The organism is Alsobacter sp. KACC 23698 (genome assembly GCF_045348435.1).
In the GTDB taxonomy this organism is placed as follows: Bacteria; Pseudomonadota; Alphaproteobacteria; order Rhizobiales; family Beijerinckiaceae; genus Alsobacter.
On the sequence record NZ_CP157484.1, the window covers coordinates 2,762,047 to 2,778,340 of the forward strand.

The window sequence follows — 16,294 nt, forward strand, 5'->3', positions numbered from 1 at the left end:
GCGCCGGACCGATTGTGGCCTCGGCGCCGAGCGCCTAGGCTCCACGCTTCAGAGGCTGGCGCGCAGCATGCTCACGACCCTTCGCGGCCCATCGCTCTTCATCGCCCAGTTCATCGAGGCGTCCGGACCCCGCGCCACGGCGGCCGGCCTGGCGGAGTGGGCGGCGGGCCTGGGCTTCAAGGCCCTCCAGGTCCCCGCCCTCGACCCGAGGCTGCAGGACCTCAGGGACCTGTCGGAGGCCGACGCCATCCGGCGGCTCGAGACAGTGAGCCGCGACAGCGGCCTTGAGGTCAGCGAGATCGCCGCGCATCGCGCCGGCCAAGCCATGGCGGTCCACCCGGCCTACGAGGCGCTGCCCGGAATGGAGCGCGCCAAGGCGGGCCCGGAGGCCGCCGCCCGGGACGTCGCGCGCGCGATCAGGATCGCGGCCGCCCTCGGCGCCGGGCGGGTCGCGGTCTTTTCGGGCGGCTTCCTGTGGCCCTACATCTATCCCTATCCGCCGATCCCGGAGCGGATGGTCGAGCGCGCCTTCGACGAGCTCGCCCGGCGATGGCGGCCCCTGCTGGACGCGGCCGACGCCGCCGGCGTCGACCTCTGCTTCGAGCTCCACCCCGGTCAGGACCTGCATGACGGCGTGACCTTCGAGCGCTTCCTGGCGCTCGTCGACGCGGCGCCGCGGGCCCGCATCCTCTACGACCCCAGCCACATGCTGCTCCAGCACATGGACTATCTGGGCTTCATCGACCGCTACCACGCCAGGATCGCGGCTTTCCACGTCAAGGACGCCGAGTTTCGGCCCAGCGCGTCCAGCGGCGTCTATGGCGGGCACCAGGGCTGGCTCGACCGGCCGGGCCGCTTCCGCAGCGTCGGCGACGGGCAGGTGGACTTTCGCGGCGTCTTCGACCGCTTGGCGCAGCATGGCTATGACGGCTGGGCGACGCTGGAATGGGAGTGCTGCCTGAAGAACGCCGAAGACGGCGCCGCGGAGGGATCGCGCTTCATCGCCGGGCACATCATCCGGGTGACGGAGCGCGCCTTCGACCAATCATTGCGGGGAACGCTCGCCGACGAGGCGATCGATGAAACGCTCGGGATCAGACGATGACCAGCCCCAACACAGTTCTCGCCGCGCCCGGCCGCCCGCTCCGACTGGGGATCGCGGGCGGCGCTCCGCCCTCGGCGATCGGGCCGGCGCACCGGATCGCGGCGGCGATGGATCGCCGCTTCGAGATCGTGGCGGGCGTGCTGTCGTCCCGGCCCGAGCGGTCGCGCGCCGAAGGCGTGGCCATCGGCCTTCCGGCGGACCGGTGCTACGGCTCCGTGGAGGAGATGATCGCCGCGGAGGCGCGACGGCCGGACGGCGTCGAGGCCCTGTCGATCATCACGCCCAACGACAGCCACGCCCGGTATGTCCGCGCCGGCCTCGCCGCGGGGCTGGACCTCATGGTCGAGAAGCCGCTCTGCAACGATCTCGACGAGGCGCGCGGCCTCGCCGCGCTGGCGCGCGAGAGCGGCCGCGTGGTCGCCCTGACGCACACCTATTCGGGCTACCCGATGCTGCGCGAGATGCGCTCGCGCATCCTGGCGGGCGACCTCGGCGAGATCCGGTTGATCCATGTCGACTATCTGGCCGGCGGCCTCGCCACGCGGGTCGAGGACGGTCCCGACGCGGACAAGAGGTGGCGGCTCCGGCCGGAGATCAGCGGCCCGTCCCTGGTGCTGGGCGACATCGGCACCCACGCTCATCACCTCGCCCGCTTCGTCACCGGCCTGGAGGTGGAGAGCGTCTCGGCCGAGGTCGGGGCGCTCGTGCCGGGGCGCATCGTCCATGACGTCGCCCAGGTGCGCCTGCGCATGCGCGGCGGCGCCCGCGGGCGCATCGACGTCTGCAACGCGGCCGCCGGCATGTCCAACCAGCTCCTCATCCGCGTCTTCGGCGAGACGGGACACCTGGAATGGAGCCACCGGGAGAATGGCCGCCTGACCTTCGCGTCGCTCGACGGCGACGTGCGCATCTCCGGGAGCGGCCAGGCGAATCTGGGGCCGCTGGCGCTCGCCTCCACCCATCTCCAGCGTCTCGGCCACCCGGAGGGACTGCACGAAGCCATCGCCAATCTCTATGCGGGCTTCGCCGACCTGATCCTGGAGCGTCAGGGGCGCCCCGCCCCGCCCACGGCGCGGCTCACCCCGACGATCGGGGACGGCGTCGCCGGTCTCGCCTTCGTCCAGGCCTGCCTGGACAGCAGCGCCCGGCACGGCGCCCAGACCCCCCTCCCCGTCCTGGAGACATGACCGGATGCCGACCATCCTGATCACCGGCTGCGACACCGGCCTCGGCCTGGAGTTCGCGCGCCAATATGCGGCCGAGGGCTGCCGGGTGTTCGCGACCTGCCTGGACCCGGCGACGGCCCGGGGCGCCGCCGACCTGCGCGGCGACTTGGAGACGCTCGCCCTCGACGTCACCGACCACGCCGCCATCGAGGCCCTGGCGCGGCGCCTCTCGGGCGAGACGATCGACGTCCTCGTCAGCAACGCCGGGATCGGCCACCCGCACAAGGGCTTCGGCGAGACCGACTATCCGCATTGGCGGCGCATCCTGGAGACCAACCTGATCGGCCCGATGAAGCTCGCGGAGTGCTTCGTCGAGCATGTGGCCCGCAGCGAGCTGCGGCTGATGGCCTTCGTATCCAGCCGCATGGGCTCGATCGGCTCCAACCTGACCGGCGGGACCTATGCGTACCGGACCAGCAAGGCGGGGCTGAACATGATGGTGCGCTCCCTGGCGATCGACCTGGCCCCGCGCCGCATCTGCGCCATCGCGCTGCATCCCGGCTGGGCGGCGACGGAGCCCGGCGGCCGGGTGCCCGTGGAGGAGAGCGTGGCCGGCATGCGGGGCGTGATCCGCCGCGCCGGCCCGCACCACACCGGCAGCTTCGTCACCTATCACGACCAGCCGCTGCCCTGGTGAGGCGATGACGGTCGAGATCGAGGTCGTCCGCGCCGAGCCCGACATCCTGGGAGAATGCCCCTGCTGGCGTCCCCAGGAGCAGGCGCTCTACTGGATCGACGCCTTCGCCCCGGCCGTGCGCCGCCTCGGCCCGGACGGCCGCGTCACGAGCTGGCCCATGCCGCGCGTGATCGGCTCCTTCGGGTTCCGCCGGTCAGGCGGGCTCGTCGCCGCCCTGCAGGACGGCTTCGCCCTCGTCGACCTCGACGCCGGGACGGCCCGGACGCTGGTCGACCCGGAGCCGCACCGGCCGGACAACGTCCTGAACGACGGCAAATGCGATCGCGCCGGCCGCTTCTGGTGCGGGTCGCGCGACGCCGCCCTGACGGCGCCGACCGGATCGCTCTACCGGCTGGATCCGGACGGCTCCGCGACCCGCATGGACACGGGCTTCATCGTGTCGAACGGCCTCGCCTTCTCGCCCGACGACCGCACACTCTATTTCGCCGACAGCCGCGCCGAGACGGTGTTCGCCTACGACTTCGACCTCGGCGACGGCCGCATCTCGAACCGGCGGACCTTCTTCTCGACCCGGGACATCGAAGGCCGCTGCGACGGCGCGACCGTGGACAGCGACGGCTTCTACTGGTGCGCGCTGGTCCATGGCGGCCGCATCGCCCGGATCGATCCGGCCGGACGGATCGACCGCCTGATCGAACTCCCGGTCCGCCATCCCACCATGTGCGCCTTCGGCGGCCCGGCGCTCGACGTGCTGTACGTGACGTCGTCGGCCATGATGGCGCCGCCCGGCGCCGCCCAGGCGGGCGCACTCTTCGCCATCCACGGGCTGGGCGCCCAAGGGCTGCCGGAGCCCGCCTTTGCGGGCTGACCGGATCGCGCAGGCGGCGGCGCGCTCATGCGCCGGCCTGGAGCCGCAGGGGCTTGGCCAGGGTGACGTCCTGGGCCCTGAAATAGAGCCGGACGGGCGTGCGCTCGGATCGCCCGACGCCCGGCTTGGCGGCGCTGAGCTGGATGTTGTGCGAGGCGTTGTCGGCGAAGCGGAAGCCCCCGTCCGGCCCCGTCACGGCGTGCCCCTTCTCGGCGAAGGTCGTGAAGTTGAAGGTCCAGAGCACCACCTCCGCGCCTTCGACGGGCCGCCCCGCGGCGTCGACGACGCGGCCCGCCACGACGCCGTGATTGTGCGTGACGACGTAGAGGTTCCACGCGCCGGCCGTGAGCGCCAGGATCGCCGGGGTCAGGACGAACCGGTTGAGCAGCAGCCTGCGCCAGCGAGGACGTGGAGCGTCGTCATCCGCCATCGGCTAGCCTTTCGTGGCGCCGGAGGTGAGGCCCTGGATGAACTCCTTCTGGGCCAGCAGGAAGAGCAGGATGCCGGGCGCGAGCACCATGATGCAGAAGGCGTAGAGAGCCCCGGTCGTGTCCTCCTGGTAGGACAGGAAGCGCGCCAGCCCGAGCGGCAGCGTCTGCATGTCGGCCGATCGGGTCATGATCAGCGGCCACATGAAGTTGTTCCACGACCAGATGAAAGAGAGGATGACGTTGGTCGCCATCGCCGACTTGGCCAGCGGGATCATCACCTTCCAGATGATGCGCCACTCCGACAGGCCGTCCATCTTGGCCGCGTCGATCAGCGACCGGGGCACGGCGTCGAAGCTCGCCTTGAAGACGAAGATGCAGATGATGGTGGAGAACTGCGGCAGCGCCAGTCCCAGATAGGAGTCCAGGAGGCCGAGCTTGCCGGTGATCAGATAGGCCGGGATGATGGTGGCCTGGAACGGCACCATCATGCAGCTCAGGAACAGCACGAGGACGAGCGACTTGCCCGCAAAGCCGCGCGTCAGCGCATAGCCCGCCATGGCGTTGAACACCACATTGGCGGCGATCGTCATGGCCGAGACGATGACGCTGTTCAGGAAATACCGCGCGAAGGGGATCGCGTACCACACGTCCACATAGAAGAACGGGTGCGGGTCGCGCGGGATCAGGTTGGGCGGATAGTTGAAGATGTTCTCGCCCGACACCGACGTCTTCAGCACCCAGTAGAACGGCGTCAGCATGACGACGCTGGCGGCCAGCAGCGCGAGATGGATGGGCCAGCGGGGATAGCGGCGCATCAGTCCTCCTGCTCCACCGCGCCGGCGTTGCCGCCCGACAGCCGGTTGGCCGCCCAGGTCACCACGATCAGCAGCGCGAAGAACACCACCGTCACGGCCGCCGCGTAGTCGAACCGAGTCTGGCTGAAGCCCAGCTTGTAGATGTAGGTGACCAGGAGTTCGGTGGCCCGGCCGGGACCTCCGCCCGTCATGACATAGACCAGGTCGAAGCTCGTCACCGAGTTCAGCATGCCGATGACGAAGCACAGGAAGATGGAGGGCTTCAGCAGCGGCAAGGTGATGCGCAGGAAGCGCCGGAACGCGTTCGCCCCGTCGATCTCCGCCGCCTCGTAGAGGTTGCCCGGAATGTTCTGCAGGCCCGTCAGCAGGATGATCATGTAGAAGCCGAGCATCTGCCAGATATTGGCGGCGATGACCGACGGGAGCGCCCAGGCGAAGGAGTTGAGGAACGGGATGGGCTTGTCGGTGAGATCGAGCACCCGCGCGACATAGTTGATCAGCCCGACCCTCTCGTCGAACATCCATCGCCAGATGATGGCGACCGCGACGGTCATCAGCGGATAGGACAGGAAGATCAGGGTCCGGTAGACGTCGCGCCCGCGGATGTCGGAGTTGACCAGCAGGGCGAGCCCCAGCGCCATGGCGATGCCGATCGGGGCCGAGGCGATCACCAGGAGAGTGTTCTGCAGGGCCTGCCAGAACACCTCGTCGTCGAAGAACATCTCCTCGTAATTGTCGAGCCCGATGAACACGGCGGGCTTCAGCGGCGACCAGGCCTGGAACGACAGGATGACGTTCCAGGCGAGCGGCAGGATGCGGTAGAGCAGGAAGATCAGCAGCGACGGCGCCAGAAAGCACCAGACGAGCGCGGCCTGGCGGGTCTTGCGCTTGGCGAACCAGGTCGACCGCCGACGCGCCAGCCTCTCGGTCGCGACCGTCGCCAAACGCGTCCCTCCGTCTGATGGTGCTGGCCTAAGCCCCCGGGATCACGACCGGCGCAGCACGCGCGTCACGGCGCGCTCCGCGTCGGCCAGGGCCGTCTTGGCGTCCTTGCGGCCGAGCACCGCGTTCTGGATCTCCGGCCAGAACGCGTCCTTGATCTGGGCGTCGTTCGGCACGGGCCAGTTTCCGGTCATCCGGTCGGTGTGCTCCAGCTGCGTCTGCAGGACCTCGAAGGCCAGAGGATCGCTCGCCTTCACCTTCTCCAGCCCGATGCGGTCCGCCTCGACGTTTCCGGTCAGGATGCGGCGGCGGGTGGAGAACTCCGTCGCCCACTTGTTCCCCGTCATGTGCTTGACCAGCGCGAAGGCCAGGTCCGGGTTCTTCGAGCTCTTCGACACGGCGAGGCCGTGATTGGTCGGCGTCGACCAGTTCCCCGGCGCCTGCACGGCGCCCAGCGTGTCGGCGTTGATCCAGGGCCCCTGCCCCTTGACGAAGAAGTAGGACGCCGAGTGGGCGTGCAGCATGCCGACATTGCCGGACGCGAAGGCGCCGTTCGGCTCCACCCAGCGGCCCGTCCAGGCGATCTTGTTGATGGCGCCGCTCTCCGTCGCCTTGGCCAGCTTCTCCAGCGTCGCGATGGTCTGAGGGGTGTTGAAGGCCGGCTTCTTGAGGTCCGGCGTGAGCAGCTCCACGCCGTTCATCTTCATCAGCGGCCAATACAGCCAATCGAAATTCAGGGTGATGAACCCGGTCTTCTCGCCCTTGGCCATGGCCTGCGCCGAACTCATGAGTTCGTCGAAGCTCTTGGGCGGCTCCTTGAGGCCGGCCTCCTTGAACATGGTCTTGTTGTAGAACAGGAGCGTCTTGGCGATGTAGAACGGAACCACGAAGGTCTTGTTCTCGTAAGAGAAGCTGGACAGGTAGTCCTTGTTGTAAAGCTTGGCGGCGTCCTGCATGTAGGGCGTCAGGTCGAGCAGCGCGCCGTTGGCGGCCCACTCCACCCAGATGGCGCCCTGCAGGTCGACCACGTCCGGCGCGGTGCCGGCGACGAGCTGGGTCTGGTAGAAGGCAGGGAGCTCCGGCCCCTTCTTGTCCAGCCACTCGATCTCGACGCCCGGATTGGCCTTCTGGAAGTCGGCGAACTCCTCCCGGAACAGCGCCTCCTGGTCGGAGATGTTCCAGGTGAGGATGCTGAGCTTCTTGTTGGACTGGGCCCGCAGATAGGCGGGGGACGCCAGTGCGCCGGCGGCGACGAGGCCGGCCTTGAGAACGGTCCTGCGGTCCATCCAATCCTCCCTGAGCATGCTTCGCCGGAGACCCCGGATGCGACGCGCGGCCTGCGGAAGCGAACGGCCTGTTGAGGCTCGTCAGCAGCTCTGGAGCGGGATGATAGCGGTTGCAAGAGGTCGGTCAAGCGTCTCCCGATAGCTCCCACACGGCCCGTGATGCATCGGTCGGGCCGCGTTGACAGGCGCATGAAAGCGCTGTCATCTGCCGCTGAACCACACAGGAGAGCCCGGCCTTGCCTCGCCGCCACGCGTCGGATCTGCGCAGCGCACGCTGGTTCGCCGACACCACGATGCGGGCCTTCGCGCATCGCCAGCGCATGCAGCAGGCCGGCTGGCGTCCCGCCGAGTTCGTCGGCCGGCCCGTCATCGCCGTGGTCAACACCTGGAGCGAGATGAGCCCCTGTCACGCCCATCTGCGCGAGCGCGCCGAGGCGGTGAAGCGGGGCGTGGTGCGGGCCGGCGGGTGCCCGATCGAGTTGCCGGCGATGTCGCTGGGCGAGGTCATGGTCAAGCCGACCACCATGCTCTACCGCAACTTCCTCGCCATGGAGGCCGAGGAGCTGCTGCGCCAAAACCCGATCGACGGGGCGGTCCTGCTGGGCGGCTGCGACAAGACCACGCCCGGTCTGCTGATGGGCGCCGTCAGCATGGACGTTCCGGCGATCTTCTGCCCGGCCGGCCCCATGCTGAACGGCCGCTGGCGCGGGCAGACTGTCGGGGCCGGCACCCACACCCGCAAATACTGGGACGACTATCGCGCGGGCGCGCTCGGCGAAGGGGACATGACCGAGTTCGAGGGCGTTTCGACGCGCTCTCCCGGAACCTGCAACACCATGGGGACGGCGACCACGATGACGTCGCTGGTCGACGCCCTGGGCCTGACGCTGCCGGGGGCCTCCAGCATCCCGGCCATGGATTCGGCCCACGCCCGCATGGCGTCGGCCTGCGGCGAGCGGATCGTCGAGATGGTCTGGGAAGACCTGAAGCCGTCGAGCGTGCTGAGCCAGGGCTCCCTGCGCAACGCGCTTCACGTCAACGCCGCCCTGGGCGGCTCCACCAACGCCGTCATCCACATGGTGGCCCTGGCCCGCCGCGCCGGGCTCTCCATCGACCTCGACGCGTTCGACGACGTGGCCCGCCGGACGCCGGTGCTGGCGAACCTCTTTCCCGCCGGCGCGAACCTGATGGAGGACTTCTACTTCGCGGGCGGCCTCCTGGGGCTGATGACCCGCATCGCCGACCGGCTGGATCTTCAGGCCCGCACGGTCTCGGGCGGGACCGTGGGCGACGCCCTCGCGAGGGCGCGGGTCGATGACGACGACGTCATCCGCTCCATCGACCGGCCGGTGACGGACCAGCCCGGCCTGGCGGTGCTGCGCGGCAACCTCGCCCCGGACGGGGCGGTGATCAAGCCGTCGGCCGCCACGCCGGGCCTGCTCACGCATCGCGGCCGGGCGGTGGTGTTCGATGGGCATGCGGAGCTGACGGCCAGGATCGACGATCCCGACCTCGACGTCGACGCGGACAGCGTGCTGGTGCTGCGCGGCGCCGGGCCCGTCGGGGCGCCCGGCATGCCCGAATGGGGAGCCCTGCCGATCCCCCGCAAGCTGCTGGCGGCCGGCGTGCGCGACATGGTGCGCCTCTCGGACGCGCGCATGAGCGGCACCCATTATGGGACGTGCGTGCTGCACATCGCCCCCGAGTCGCATGTCGGAGGCCCGCTCTGCCTGCTGCGGACGGGCGACGAGGTCGTCCTCGACGTGCCGGCGCGCCGGCTCGACATGCTGGTCGACGACGCCGAGCTGGCGCGCCGGCGCGCGGCATGGACGGCTCCGCCGGCGCATTTCGCGCGGGGCTACGGGGCCATCTTCCAGAACCACGTGACGCAGGCGGACCAGGGCTGCGACTTCGACATCCTCGAATCCGGGGCCCGCACGCCCGAGCCGGAGATCTATTGATGCGCCGCCGCGCCGAGCCCGCGCCATGACCGGCCAGGACCCGTCTCCCCGGCGGGCGCCGCCGTCCCGCTCGCGCATGAGCGACGTGGCGCGCCTCGCCGACGTCTCGCCGGCGACGGTCTCCAGGGCGCTGCGCCAGCCCCAGATGGTTTCGGCCAGCGTGCGCGCGCGCATCGCCGAGGCCATCGAGCGGCTCTCCTACCGTCCCAACCTGATGGCGGGGGCGCTGGCGAGCGCCCGCAGCGCCACCGTGGCGGTGATCATCCCCTCGCTGATCAACTCCTTCTTCGCCGCCACCGTGGACGCGCTCGAGGAAGGCCTGCGCGGGAGCGGCCTGCAGCTGATGATCGGCAACAGCCGCTATTCGCCCGAGACCGAGGAACAGCTCGTCCTGTCCTTCCTGGCCTGGTCCCCGGCCGCGATCGTGCTGACCGGGCGCCGCCACACCAAGCGCACGGTCAAGGCGCTGCTGGATTCGGCGCTCCCGGTCTTCGAGATGTGGGAGCTGTCGGACCATCCGATCGACGAGATCATCGGCTTCTCGCAAAGCGCCATTGGGGCCGCCGTGGTGCGCCACTTCGCCGAGCGCGGCGCAAGGCGGCTCGGCTTCGTCGGCGCCATGATGGACCTCGACTACCGCGCCGCGGATCGCCGGGCCGGTTTTGTCGAGGCGGCCGTCCAGGCCGGGTTCGCCCCGCCGGCGGAGGCCTGGATCGAGGGCCCGGCCAGCGCCAGCGCTGGGGCGTCCGCGTTCGGGCGGCTGCTCGACGGGGCTCCCGAGGTCGACGCCGTCTTCTTCACGAACGACGCGCTGGCGCTGGGCGGCCTCTTCGAAGCGCAGCGGCGAGAGCTTGCGACGCCGCAGCGCATCCGGCTCTGCGGCTTCGGCGACCTCGATTTCGCCTCCGCCAGCGAGCCCCCGCTGACGACCGTGCGGCCGCCGCGCCAGCAGATCGGGGCCAAGATCGCCGAGCTGCTGCGCGCGCGCATGGCCGGCGCCGAGGCCGTCGGCGGCAGTCACGACCTCGGTTTCGAACTGGCCGTTCGCGGCACCACCTGACAGGAGGACGCCCCGTGTCCCAGACGCCCGCGCACACGCTGCCCGCCAACGCCTTCCGGGCCGCCCTCCAGGCGCGCCGCCCCTTGCTCGGCGTGTGGTCGATGCTGAACTCCGTCAACGCCACGGAGGCGCTCGGCTGGTCCGGCTTCGACTGGCTGCTGATCGACGGCGAGCATGCCCCGGTCTCGCTGCACGACGCCATGGCGCACGCCAGGGCCATCGCGGCGACGCCTACGATCCCGATCCTGCGGCTCGCCTGGAACGACCGGATCCTGATCAAGCAGCACCTGGACGCCGGATTTTCCACGATCATGCTGCCCTATGTGCAGTCCGCCGACGAGGCGCGCGCGGCGGTGGACGCCATGCGCTACCCGCCGCAGGGCTCGCGCGGCGTCGCCGCCATGCACCGGGCGAGCCGCTACGCCCGCTTCCAGGACTATGTGACGCGCGCCAACGACGAGCTGTTCCTGATCGTCCAGATCGAGACCGCCGCGGCCCTGGAGCGGTGCGAGGAGATCGCGGCGGTCGACGGCGTCGACGCCGTCTTCTTCGGCCCCGGCGACCTCGCCGCCAGCATGGGCTATCCCGGGCAGGCCGGGCGGCCTGAGGTGACGGACGCCATCGAGGGGGGCCTCGCGCGCTGCCGGGCGGCCGGCGCGTATGTCGGCGTCCTGGCGCCCAACGACGAGATCTCCGAACGCCACATCCAGAGCGGCTTCGACTTCGTCTCGGTGGCGAATGACTGCGCGCTCCTGTTTCGGAACGCCGACGCGGCCGCCGCCCGTTTCCAGGCCGCCGCGGCCCGCGTCCGAACGGCGGCGCAGAACTGAGGGGCCGCCATGGCGACCGTCGACTTCGTCAAGCTGGTCAAGCGCTACGGCGCGCTGGAGGTGGTCCACGCCATCGACCTGGCGATCGCCGAGGGCGAGTTCATCGTGCTCGTCGGGCCGTCGGGCTGCGGCAAGTCCACCACCTTGCGGATGCTGGCCGGGCTCGAGGACATCTCCGACGGCGAGATCCGCATCGACGGCAGGGTCGTGAACGAGGTCGAGCCGCGCGACCGCGACATCGCCATGGTCTTCCAGGACTACGCCCTCTATCCGCACATGACCGTGTTCGAAAACATGGCCTTCTCGCTGCGCTACCGCGACGTGCCGCGCAAGGAGATCGACCGGCGCGTCCGCGAGGCCGCGGAGGTGCTGGGCCTCACCCCCTATCTGCAGCGCCGGCCGCGGCAGCTCTCCGGCGGCCAGAGGCAGCGCGTGGCCATGGGGCGCGCCATCGTGCGCAAGCCGCGCGTCTTCCTCTTCGACGAGCCGCTGTCGAACCTCGACGCCAAGCTGCGCGGCAGCATGCGCCTGGAGATGAAGAAGCTGCACCAGCGCCTGGGCGTCACGACGGTCTATGTCACGCACGACCAGATCGAGGCGATGACCTTGGCCGACAGGGTCGTGGTCATGAACGCCGGCCATATCGAGCAGATCGGGACGCCGGACGAGGTCTACCACGCCCCGGCGAGCCTCTTCGTGGCGAGCTTCATCGGCGCTCCCACGATGAACCTCATCCCGGCGCATCGGCGCCAGGGCGGCGTCATGCTCGGCGAAAGCGGGCCCGTGCTCCCCTACCCCGTCCCGGGCGCGGACCGGGACGACCTCGTGCTCGGGGTTCGGCCGGAGGACGTCCAGGTCGCCCTCGGGGACGCCGAACCGGGCCGCTTCGACATCGCCTCGGTGGTCGAGGTCGTCGAGCCGCTCGGGGCCGACACGCTCGTCTTCACGCAGGCGGCCGGGCATCCAGTGACCGTCCGCGTCCGGCCGGAGATCAGGCCGAGCCCCGGCGACGACCTGATGCTGCGGCTGAACATGGACCGCGCCCACCTGTTCGACGTGAAGACCGGGCGCGCCGTGGGGCGGGCCCATGGCTGAGCCGATCCGCGTGGCGCTGGCCGGGTTCGGCGCATGGGGCCGCATGCACGCCCGCGCGCTCGCGGCCCTGCCCGACGCAGCTCTCGTGGCGGTGTTCTGCCATGGCGAAGCGTCCGCGGCGGCCGCCAAGGCCGAGATCCCGCATGTCCGGCGCCACGCGTCCTATGAGGCGATGCTGGCGGCGGGCGCCTTCGACGCCGTCATCGTGGCCGTCCCCAACGACCTTCACGCCGCCTTCTCGGTCGCGGCGCTGGAGGCGGGCGCGCATGTGGTGCTGGAAAAGCCGCTCGGACTCACGCTCGCCGAATGCGACGCCGTGATCGACGCGGCGCGGCGCGCCGACCGCATGGTGGTCGTCAACCACGAGCTGCGCGTCTCGCACCAGTGGGGCGCGGTGCGCGGCCTCATCGCCTCGGGCGAGCTCGGCCGCGTCCGCCACCAGCATTTTTCGCTGTTCAGGCGCGGGTTCCGCCACGGCTCGGGCGGGTGGCGCATGCAGGGCGACCGCGTGGGCTCCTGGTCGCTGGAAGAGCTGGTGCACTTTCTGGACCTCCTCGCCTGGTACGGCCAGGAGAGCGGCGAGCCGCGCGTGGCCGCCGCGAGAGCCCAGGGAGGCCCGGCGACGGCCGACATCGTCACCGCATGGCTGGAGTGGCCGGACGGGGCCACGGCCGTCGTCACCCAATGCCTGGCCGGCTTCGAACACCACACGCTGCTGGAAATCGCCTGCACGGAGGGCGCGGTCCGGACGTGGTGGACGGGCCGGGAGGACCGGGCGACTCAGGCGCAATACGAGCTGGCCGTGCGGCGAGGCGCCGAGCCGCCGGAACGCATCGCGATCCCGCTCTCCGGAGAGGTCTACGAACTCCAGGAGCATCTCGGCCGCGCCTTCGCGGCCTTCCGGGGCGCGCCGACGACGATCACCCTGGCCGAGGCGCGGCGCGCCGTGGCCCTCTGCCTGGAGGTGGACCGCATGGCCACGCGCGACGTCTGACCCGCTCCGTTCCGTCCAGGCGGAGCGCCGCCCTGCGGGCGCGCCGCGACGCGGGTCACCAGCTTTCGAGCGGAACCGTGAGCAGGCCGCTGAAGAGCAAGATCACGCTCAAGGCCAGCCCCGCCGTGGTGAAGAGCAGGATGGGAAAGAACCCTGTCGCAGCAGCAGTTTCGACGGCGGCTGGCGCGAAGAGGGAAGTCGATGCGGCGGCGTCGCTACGCATGATGGTGTCCCCTGTCTGGCGAGAGGACGATCATGCGCTCCAACATGGCCGCGAACACATGATCATTGGCCAATCTGGCGCCCTTCATTTGAGCGCTGCGCGATGAAGACGCCGAAACGAGAGAAACAGCAACTAGCCGTGGGCCGGCGCGGCGGCGCAATCACACGTTTCCGGAGCGCGCCTGCTCCGGCGGTCTGGGATCGGCAGGCTGAAGAATGGCGACCCCGGCAGGATTCGAACCTGCGACCTCGGACTTAGAAGGTCCTTGCTCTATCCATCTGAGCTACGGGGCCGTGCCGGAGCGCGGGCGGGTCAGTGGGTCCACTGGCCGACGCGATTGAAGCGGAAATTGTCCGAATAGGCGATCTGGCGCCGCTTCGGCTCGTTCGGCTCCTCGACGGTGGCGGCGATGCCGTTGCGCTCGGCGTAGGCGACCGCCTCCTCCTTGGTGTCGAACCACAGCTTCACCTGCTGGCGCGTATCGCCCGAGCTGGTCCAGCCCATCAGCGGATCGATATCCTTCGCCTCACGCTCGAACTCCAGGAGCCAGCGCGTATATTTCGCAGTGCCGGACTGCATGGCGGTCTTGGCGGGGCGGTAGATCCTGGCGGCCATGGTGCGCTCGCTGCTGGAAGGCTCGACTGTCGACGTGGTCTCGGGACGCCGGGAGGCTCGCGTGGTCGGGGCAGCAGGATTCGAACCTCCGACAACCCCCTGAGATCACTGCGCGCCGTTCGTACCGAGCATGCGCTATGGCGTCAAGGACGGCCACTCTCCGTCTCGACGATTTGCCCTAGCAATCCTACGGCTCGTCGTTATTGGTTCACTCCCCGGAATTGGTTCACTCCGCGGAGGTCACGGGCCGACGCCCAGGCGCAATCGGTGTCACCGGGCTTTCGAATGCAGACAAGCCTGCCAACTTCCTCATCAACGTAGACTGCCTCTCCTTTCAGGAAGAGCTTGAAGCAATCTCCGGCTATCCGAGCCTGTTGGGCAAATTCCCGAACCGCAGGTACGTCACCGGAATCGGATAGCGCTGCTAGCCGCTTTCCAAGTCGAACATCATCGCACGCAAGAACAGATGACGATTTTACGTTTTCAGTCGCGGCGCTTGCGGTTCCACTGACAAGAACCAATGGAAATGAACCTAGCGCGAAGGCAAGGGCCAGCTTCATGAGTTGCCTCCGGTTACAAGCGCGAAAAATTTGTGACTTTGCAATCTGTTCGCACCGCCTGGGTGTTAATGAACCCCATATTAAAATTCTGAACAGGAAGATACGAGCGCGCCGAAACTCGTTCGTAGAGCTGCCGAGTATTGCGGTCCATTATGGTCCCGCTATTCGCAGCATGCTGGCATTCAATGGTTAGGTCCTTCACGGCGAAATCATTGTCATTGCGAACCATGAAGTCGGCGATCATCACGTTTCCAAACGCTTCTTTGCGCCAGTTGACCTGCGAGATGCGTACGCCGCGGTCTGCAGATGCACTTGCACCTATGCCCGCTCCGCCGTCATTTTTGCCAGCAACAGCTCCAATTATGCCAAGCCCCACGAAACCATACAGGATTTTCTTCAGCATAGCCGTCTCCCCGATCTATACGGGAAGGTATAGCCAGCAATCATCAATCAATTGGAAAGGAATCGGGTTAAGAACGGCTGTGAAAAGACCCGACAGATTTACATTTTGGCTAGCCGGGCTGGCCCACTGCTTGGGAGCCAGGGCAGACGGGCGATCCCGCCGGCGATCCGCCGCGCCTCGTCTCGGTTGAGATCCCCTGCCTGCGGGTCGCTGTGGTAGACCGCTGCGATCAGAATGCCGCCGGGATCGGTCACAGCGAACCAGGTCGTCCGATCCTGGACGAGGAGCGGACCTTGCAGCCCGTTCGGGAGCTCCGCCGTCGCGAAGCCGTGCTCGAGATCAGGCAGGCGCGCGATCAACTCCGCCATCGTCATCGCCTGGTCCGGCGACATCATCACGCTCCCGGTGCTCCGGTAACCGGTGCTGTCGCCGTAGCAGTATGCCAGCCAAGTGCCCTGGGCGTCGCAGACGCGGAAGCCAGCCGGCATAGCGTTTACGGTCCAGGGTGGTGGGAAGCGCCGGCTCATCGCCGCTCATACCTCGGACACTTCACCTTCAACCACGCCTGCGTTCGTCCGGACCGATACGGGCTATCGCGGCGCTTCGAGATGATCCCCTCCAAACCCATCATGCAGGCATGACGGAAGAGGTCCTCGCCCCGCTCGTCCATGCTGTCCGTGAACGCGACACCGTCCACGGGGATGCCCAGGAGCCGCCGGAGCTCGGACTTGCGCGCCTCGAGGGATTGCGGCCGGAGGTCGACGCCATCGAGCTCCAGGAGATCGAAGGCGAACAGGATGGCGTGGCGCGCGCCGGCCCGGGACCGGAGCGCATGGAAGTCGTCGAGACCGTCGGGCCGCTGCACGATCGCCTCGCCATCGAGGACGCACGAGTTGCAGGGAAGAGCCCTAATCCCCTCCACAATCCGCGGCATCGCCTCTGTCCACGAGACCATGGTCCGACTCCATAGCCGCGCCTTGTCGCCCTCGCGCCGGCAGATCATGCGGTAGCCGTCGTGCTTGATCTCATGGATCCAGACTGAGCTGGTCGGGACGCGGAAGGCGAGCGTCGGCTGGCAGGGTAGGATGAAGCCCGGCGGCGAAGAGCGCCGGTCGCGGGCAAGGGGCGGAGGACTCCACATAAGGAGTCGATTCCTGCCGGGCCCCTCTGGTTCCAACTCTGCCGCTCACTCCACGGCTATCAGCGCCCAGCTGCTGAACAGCACCAGGCCGATCACGGCAGC

General features: G+C 69.0%; 18 protein-coding genes and 1 tRNA gene. 9 read left to right on the top strand and 10 right to left on the bottom strand.

Going from position 1 to position 16,294, the window contains the following annotated elements:
* Positions 1-67 precede the first annotated feature (67 nt).
* The 4 genes from ABEG18_RS12845 to ABEG18_RS12860 are packed head-to-tail and all read left to right on the top strand — an operon-like array spanning position 68 to position 3,836.
* Positions 68-1,105, top strand: coding sequence for a sugar phosphate isomerase/epimerase family protein (locus ABEG18_RS12845; protein WP_406858450.1), 1,038 nt, complete (start codon positions 68-70; stop codon positions 1,103-1,105).
* On the top strand, positions 1,102-2,292 hold the full coding sequence (locus ABEG18_RS12850; protein WP_406858451.1) for a Gfo/Idh/MocA family protein: 1,191 nt from the start codon (positions 1,102-1,104) through the stop codon (positions 2,290-2,292). Before ABEG18_RS12845 ends, ABEG18_RS12850 begins: the two co-directional genes overlap by 4 nt.
* Positions 2,293-2,296: 4 nt before the next feature.
* A complete protein-coding gene (locus ABEG18_RS12855; RefSeq protein WP_406858452.1) occupies positions 2,297-2,968 on the top strand; it encodes an SDR family oxidoreductase in 672 nt (223 codons plus the stop codon).
* A 4-nt stretch (positions 2,969-2,972) separates the two neighbouring features.
* Positions 2,973-3,836: an SMP-30/gluconolactonase/LRE family protein gene (locus ABEG18_RS12860; RefSeq protein WP_406858453.1), complete on the top strand. Its 864-nt coding sequence runs from the start codon at positions 2,973-2,975 to the stop codon at positions 3,834-3,836.
* A gap of 25 nt (positions 3,837-3,861) precedes the next feature.
* Here the strand turns inward: ABEG18_RS12860 and ABEG18_RS12865 are convergent, their stop codons facing one another.
* From ABEG18_RS12865 to ABEG18_RS12880, 4 genes are read right to left on the bottom strand one after another with little or no spacing between them, the layout of a single operon-like run.
* A complete protein-coding gene (locus tag ABEG18_RS12865; RefSeq protein WP_406858454.1) occupies positions 3,862-4,266 on the bottom strand; it encodes a carboxypeptidase-like regulatory domain-containing protein in 405 nt (134 codons plus the stop codon).
* Between the two features lie 3 nt (positions 4,267-4,269).
* Positions 4,270-5,082 carry a carbohydrate ABC transporter permease gene (locus ABEG18_RS12870; RefSeq protein ID WP_406858455.1) on the bottom strand — a complete coding sequence of 271 codons (813 nt, stop codon included), beginning with the start codon at positions 5,080-5,082 and terminating at the stop codon, positions 4,270-4,272.
* Complete coding sequence (locus ABEG18_RS12875) at positions 5,082-6,026, bottom strand: carbohydrate ABC transporter permease (RefSeq protein WP_406858456.1); 945 nt, start codon at positions 6,024-6,026, stop codon at positions 5,082-5,084. The genes ABEG18_RS12870 and ABEG18_RS12875 overlap by 1 nt, the downstream gene beginning before the upstream one ends.
* Positions 6,027-6,068: 42 nt before the next feature.
* The gene (locus ABEG18_RS12880; RefSeq protein ID WP_406858457.1) at positions 6,069-7,310 is read right to left on the bottom strand and encodes an ABC transporter substrate-binding protein; all 1,242 of its coding nucleotides are present in this window, start codon (positions 7,308-7,310) and stop codon (positions 6,069-6,071) included.
* A gap of 293 nt (positions 7,311-7,603) precedes the next feature.
* Between ABEG18_RS12880 and araD the strand changes: the two genes are divergently transcribed.
* Genes araD through ABEG18_RS12905 form a run of 5 tightly spaced genes read left to right on the top strand, consistent with a single transcriptional unit; the run spans position 7,604 to position 13,250 of the window.
* Positions 7,604-9,271 (top strand): L-arabinonate dehydratase, encoded by a 1,668-nt coding sequence (gene araD / locus ABEG18_RS12885; protein ID WP_406858604.1) that lies wholly within the window; start codon positions 7,604-7,606, stop codon positions 9,269-9,271.
* Positions 9,272-9,296: 25 nt separating this feature from the next.
* The gene (locus ABEG18_RS12890; RefSeq protein WP_406858458.1) at positions 9,297-10,331 is read left to right on the top strand and encodes a LacI family DNA-binding transcriptional regulator; all 1,035 of its coding nucleotides are present in this window, start codon (positions 9,297-9,299) and stop codon (positions 10,329-10,331) included.
* Positions 10,332-10,345: 14 nt separating this feature from the next.
* Positions 10,346-11,161, top strand: coding sequence for an HpcH/HpaI aldolase family protein (locus ABEG18_RS12895; protein ID WP_406858459.1), 816 nt, complete (start codon positions 10,346-10,348; stop codon positions 11,159-11,161).
* Positions 11,162-11,170: 9 nt separating this feature from the next.
* Positions 11,171-12,256: an ABC transporter ATP-binding protein gene (locus tag ABEG18_RS12900; protein ID WP_406858460.1), complete on the top strand. Its 1,086-nt coding sequence runs from the start codon at positions 11,171-11,173 to the stop codon at positions 12,254-12,256.
* Positions 12,249-13,250: a Gfo/Idh/MocA family protein gene (locus ABEG18_RS12905; RefSeq protein WP_406858461.1), complete on the top strand. Its 1,002-nt coding sequence runs from the start codon at positions 12,249-12,251 to the stop codon at positions 13,248-13,250. The genes ABEG18_RS12900 and ABEG18_RS12905 overlap by 8 nt, the downstream gene beginning before the upstream one ends.
* A gap of 55 nt (positions 13,251-13,305) precedes the next feature.
* Here the strand turns inward: ABEG18_RS12905 and ABEG18_RS12910 are convergent, their stop codons facing one another.
* The 6 genes from ABEG18_RS12910 to ABEG18_RS12935 all read right to left on the bottom strand — a co-directional run bounded on the left by ABEG18_RS12910 (position 13,306) and on the right by ABEG18_RS12935 (position 16,192).
* Positions 13,306-13,473, bottom strand: coding sequence for a hypothetical protein (locus tag ABEG18_RS12910; RefSeq protein WP_406858462.1), 168 nt, complete (start codon positions 13,471-13,473; stop codon positions 13,306-13,308).
* Positions 13,474-13,689: 216 nt separating this feature from the next.
* Positions 13,690-13,766: transfer RNA gene (locus ABEG18_RS12915), tRNA-Arg, on the bottom strand.
* A gap of 19 nt (positions 13,767-13,785) precedes the next feature.
* A complete protein-coding gene (locus ABEG18_RS12920) occupies positions 13,786-14,088 on the bottom strand; it encodes an ETC complex I subunit (RefSeq protein WP_406858463.1) in 303 nt (100 codons plus the stop codon).
* A gap of 573 nt (positions 14,089-14,661) precedes the next feature.
* A complete protein-coding gene (locus ABEG18_RS12925) occupies positions 14,662-15,051 on the bottom strand; it encodes a hypothetical protein (RefSeq protein ID WP_406858464.1) in 390 nt (129 codons plus the stop codon).
* A 98-nt stretch (positions 15,052-15,149) separates the two neighbouring features.
* Positions 15,150-15,539: a hypothetical protein gene (locus tag ABEG18_RS12930; protein ID WP_406858465.1), complete on the bottom strand. Its 390-nt coding sequence runs from the start codon at positions 15,537-15,539 to the stop codon at positions 15,150-15,152.
* 35 nt (positions 15,540-15,574) lie between these two features.
* Complete coding sequence (locus tag ABEG18_RS12935) at positions 15,575-16,192, bottom strand: hypothetical protein (RefSeq protein ID WP_406858466.1); 618 nt, start codon at positions 16,190-16,192, stop codon at positions 15,575-15,577.
* Positions 16,193-16,294: the final 102 nt, after the last annotated feature.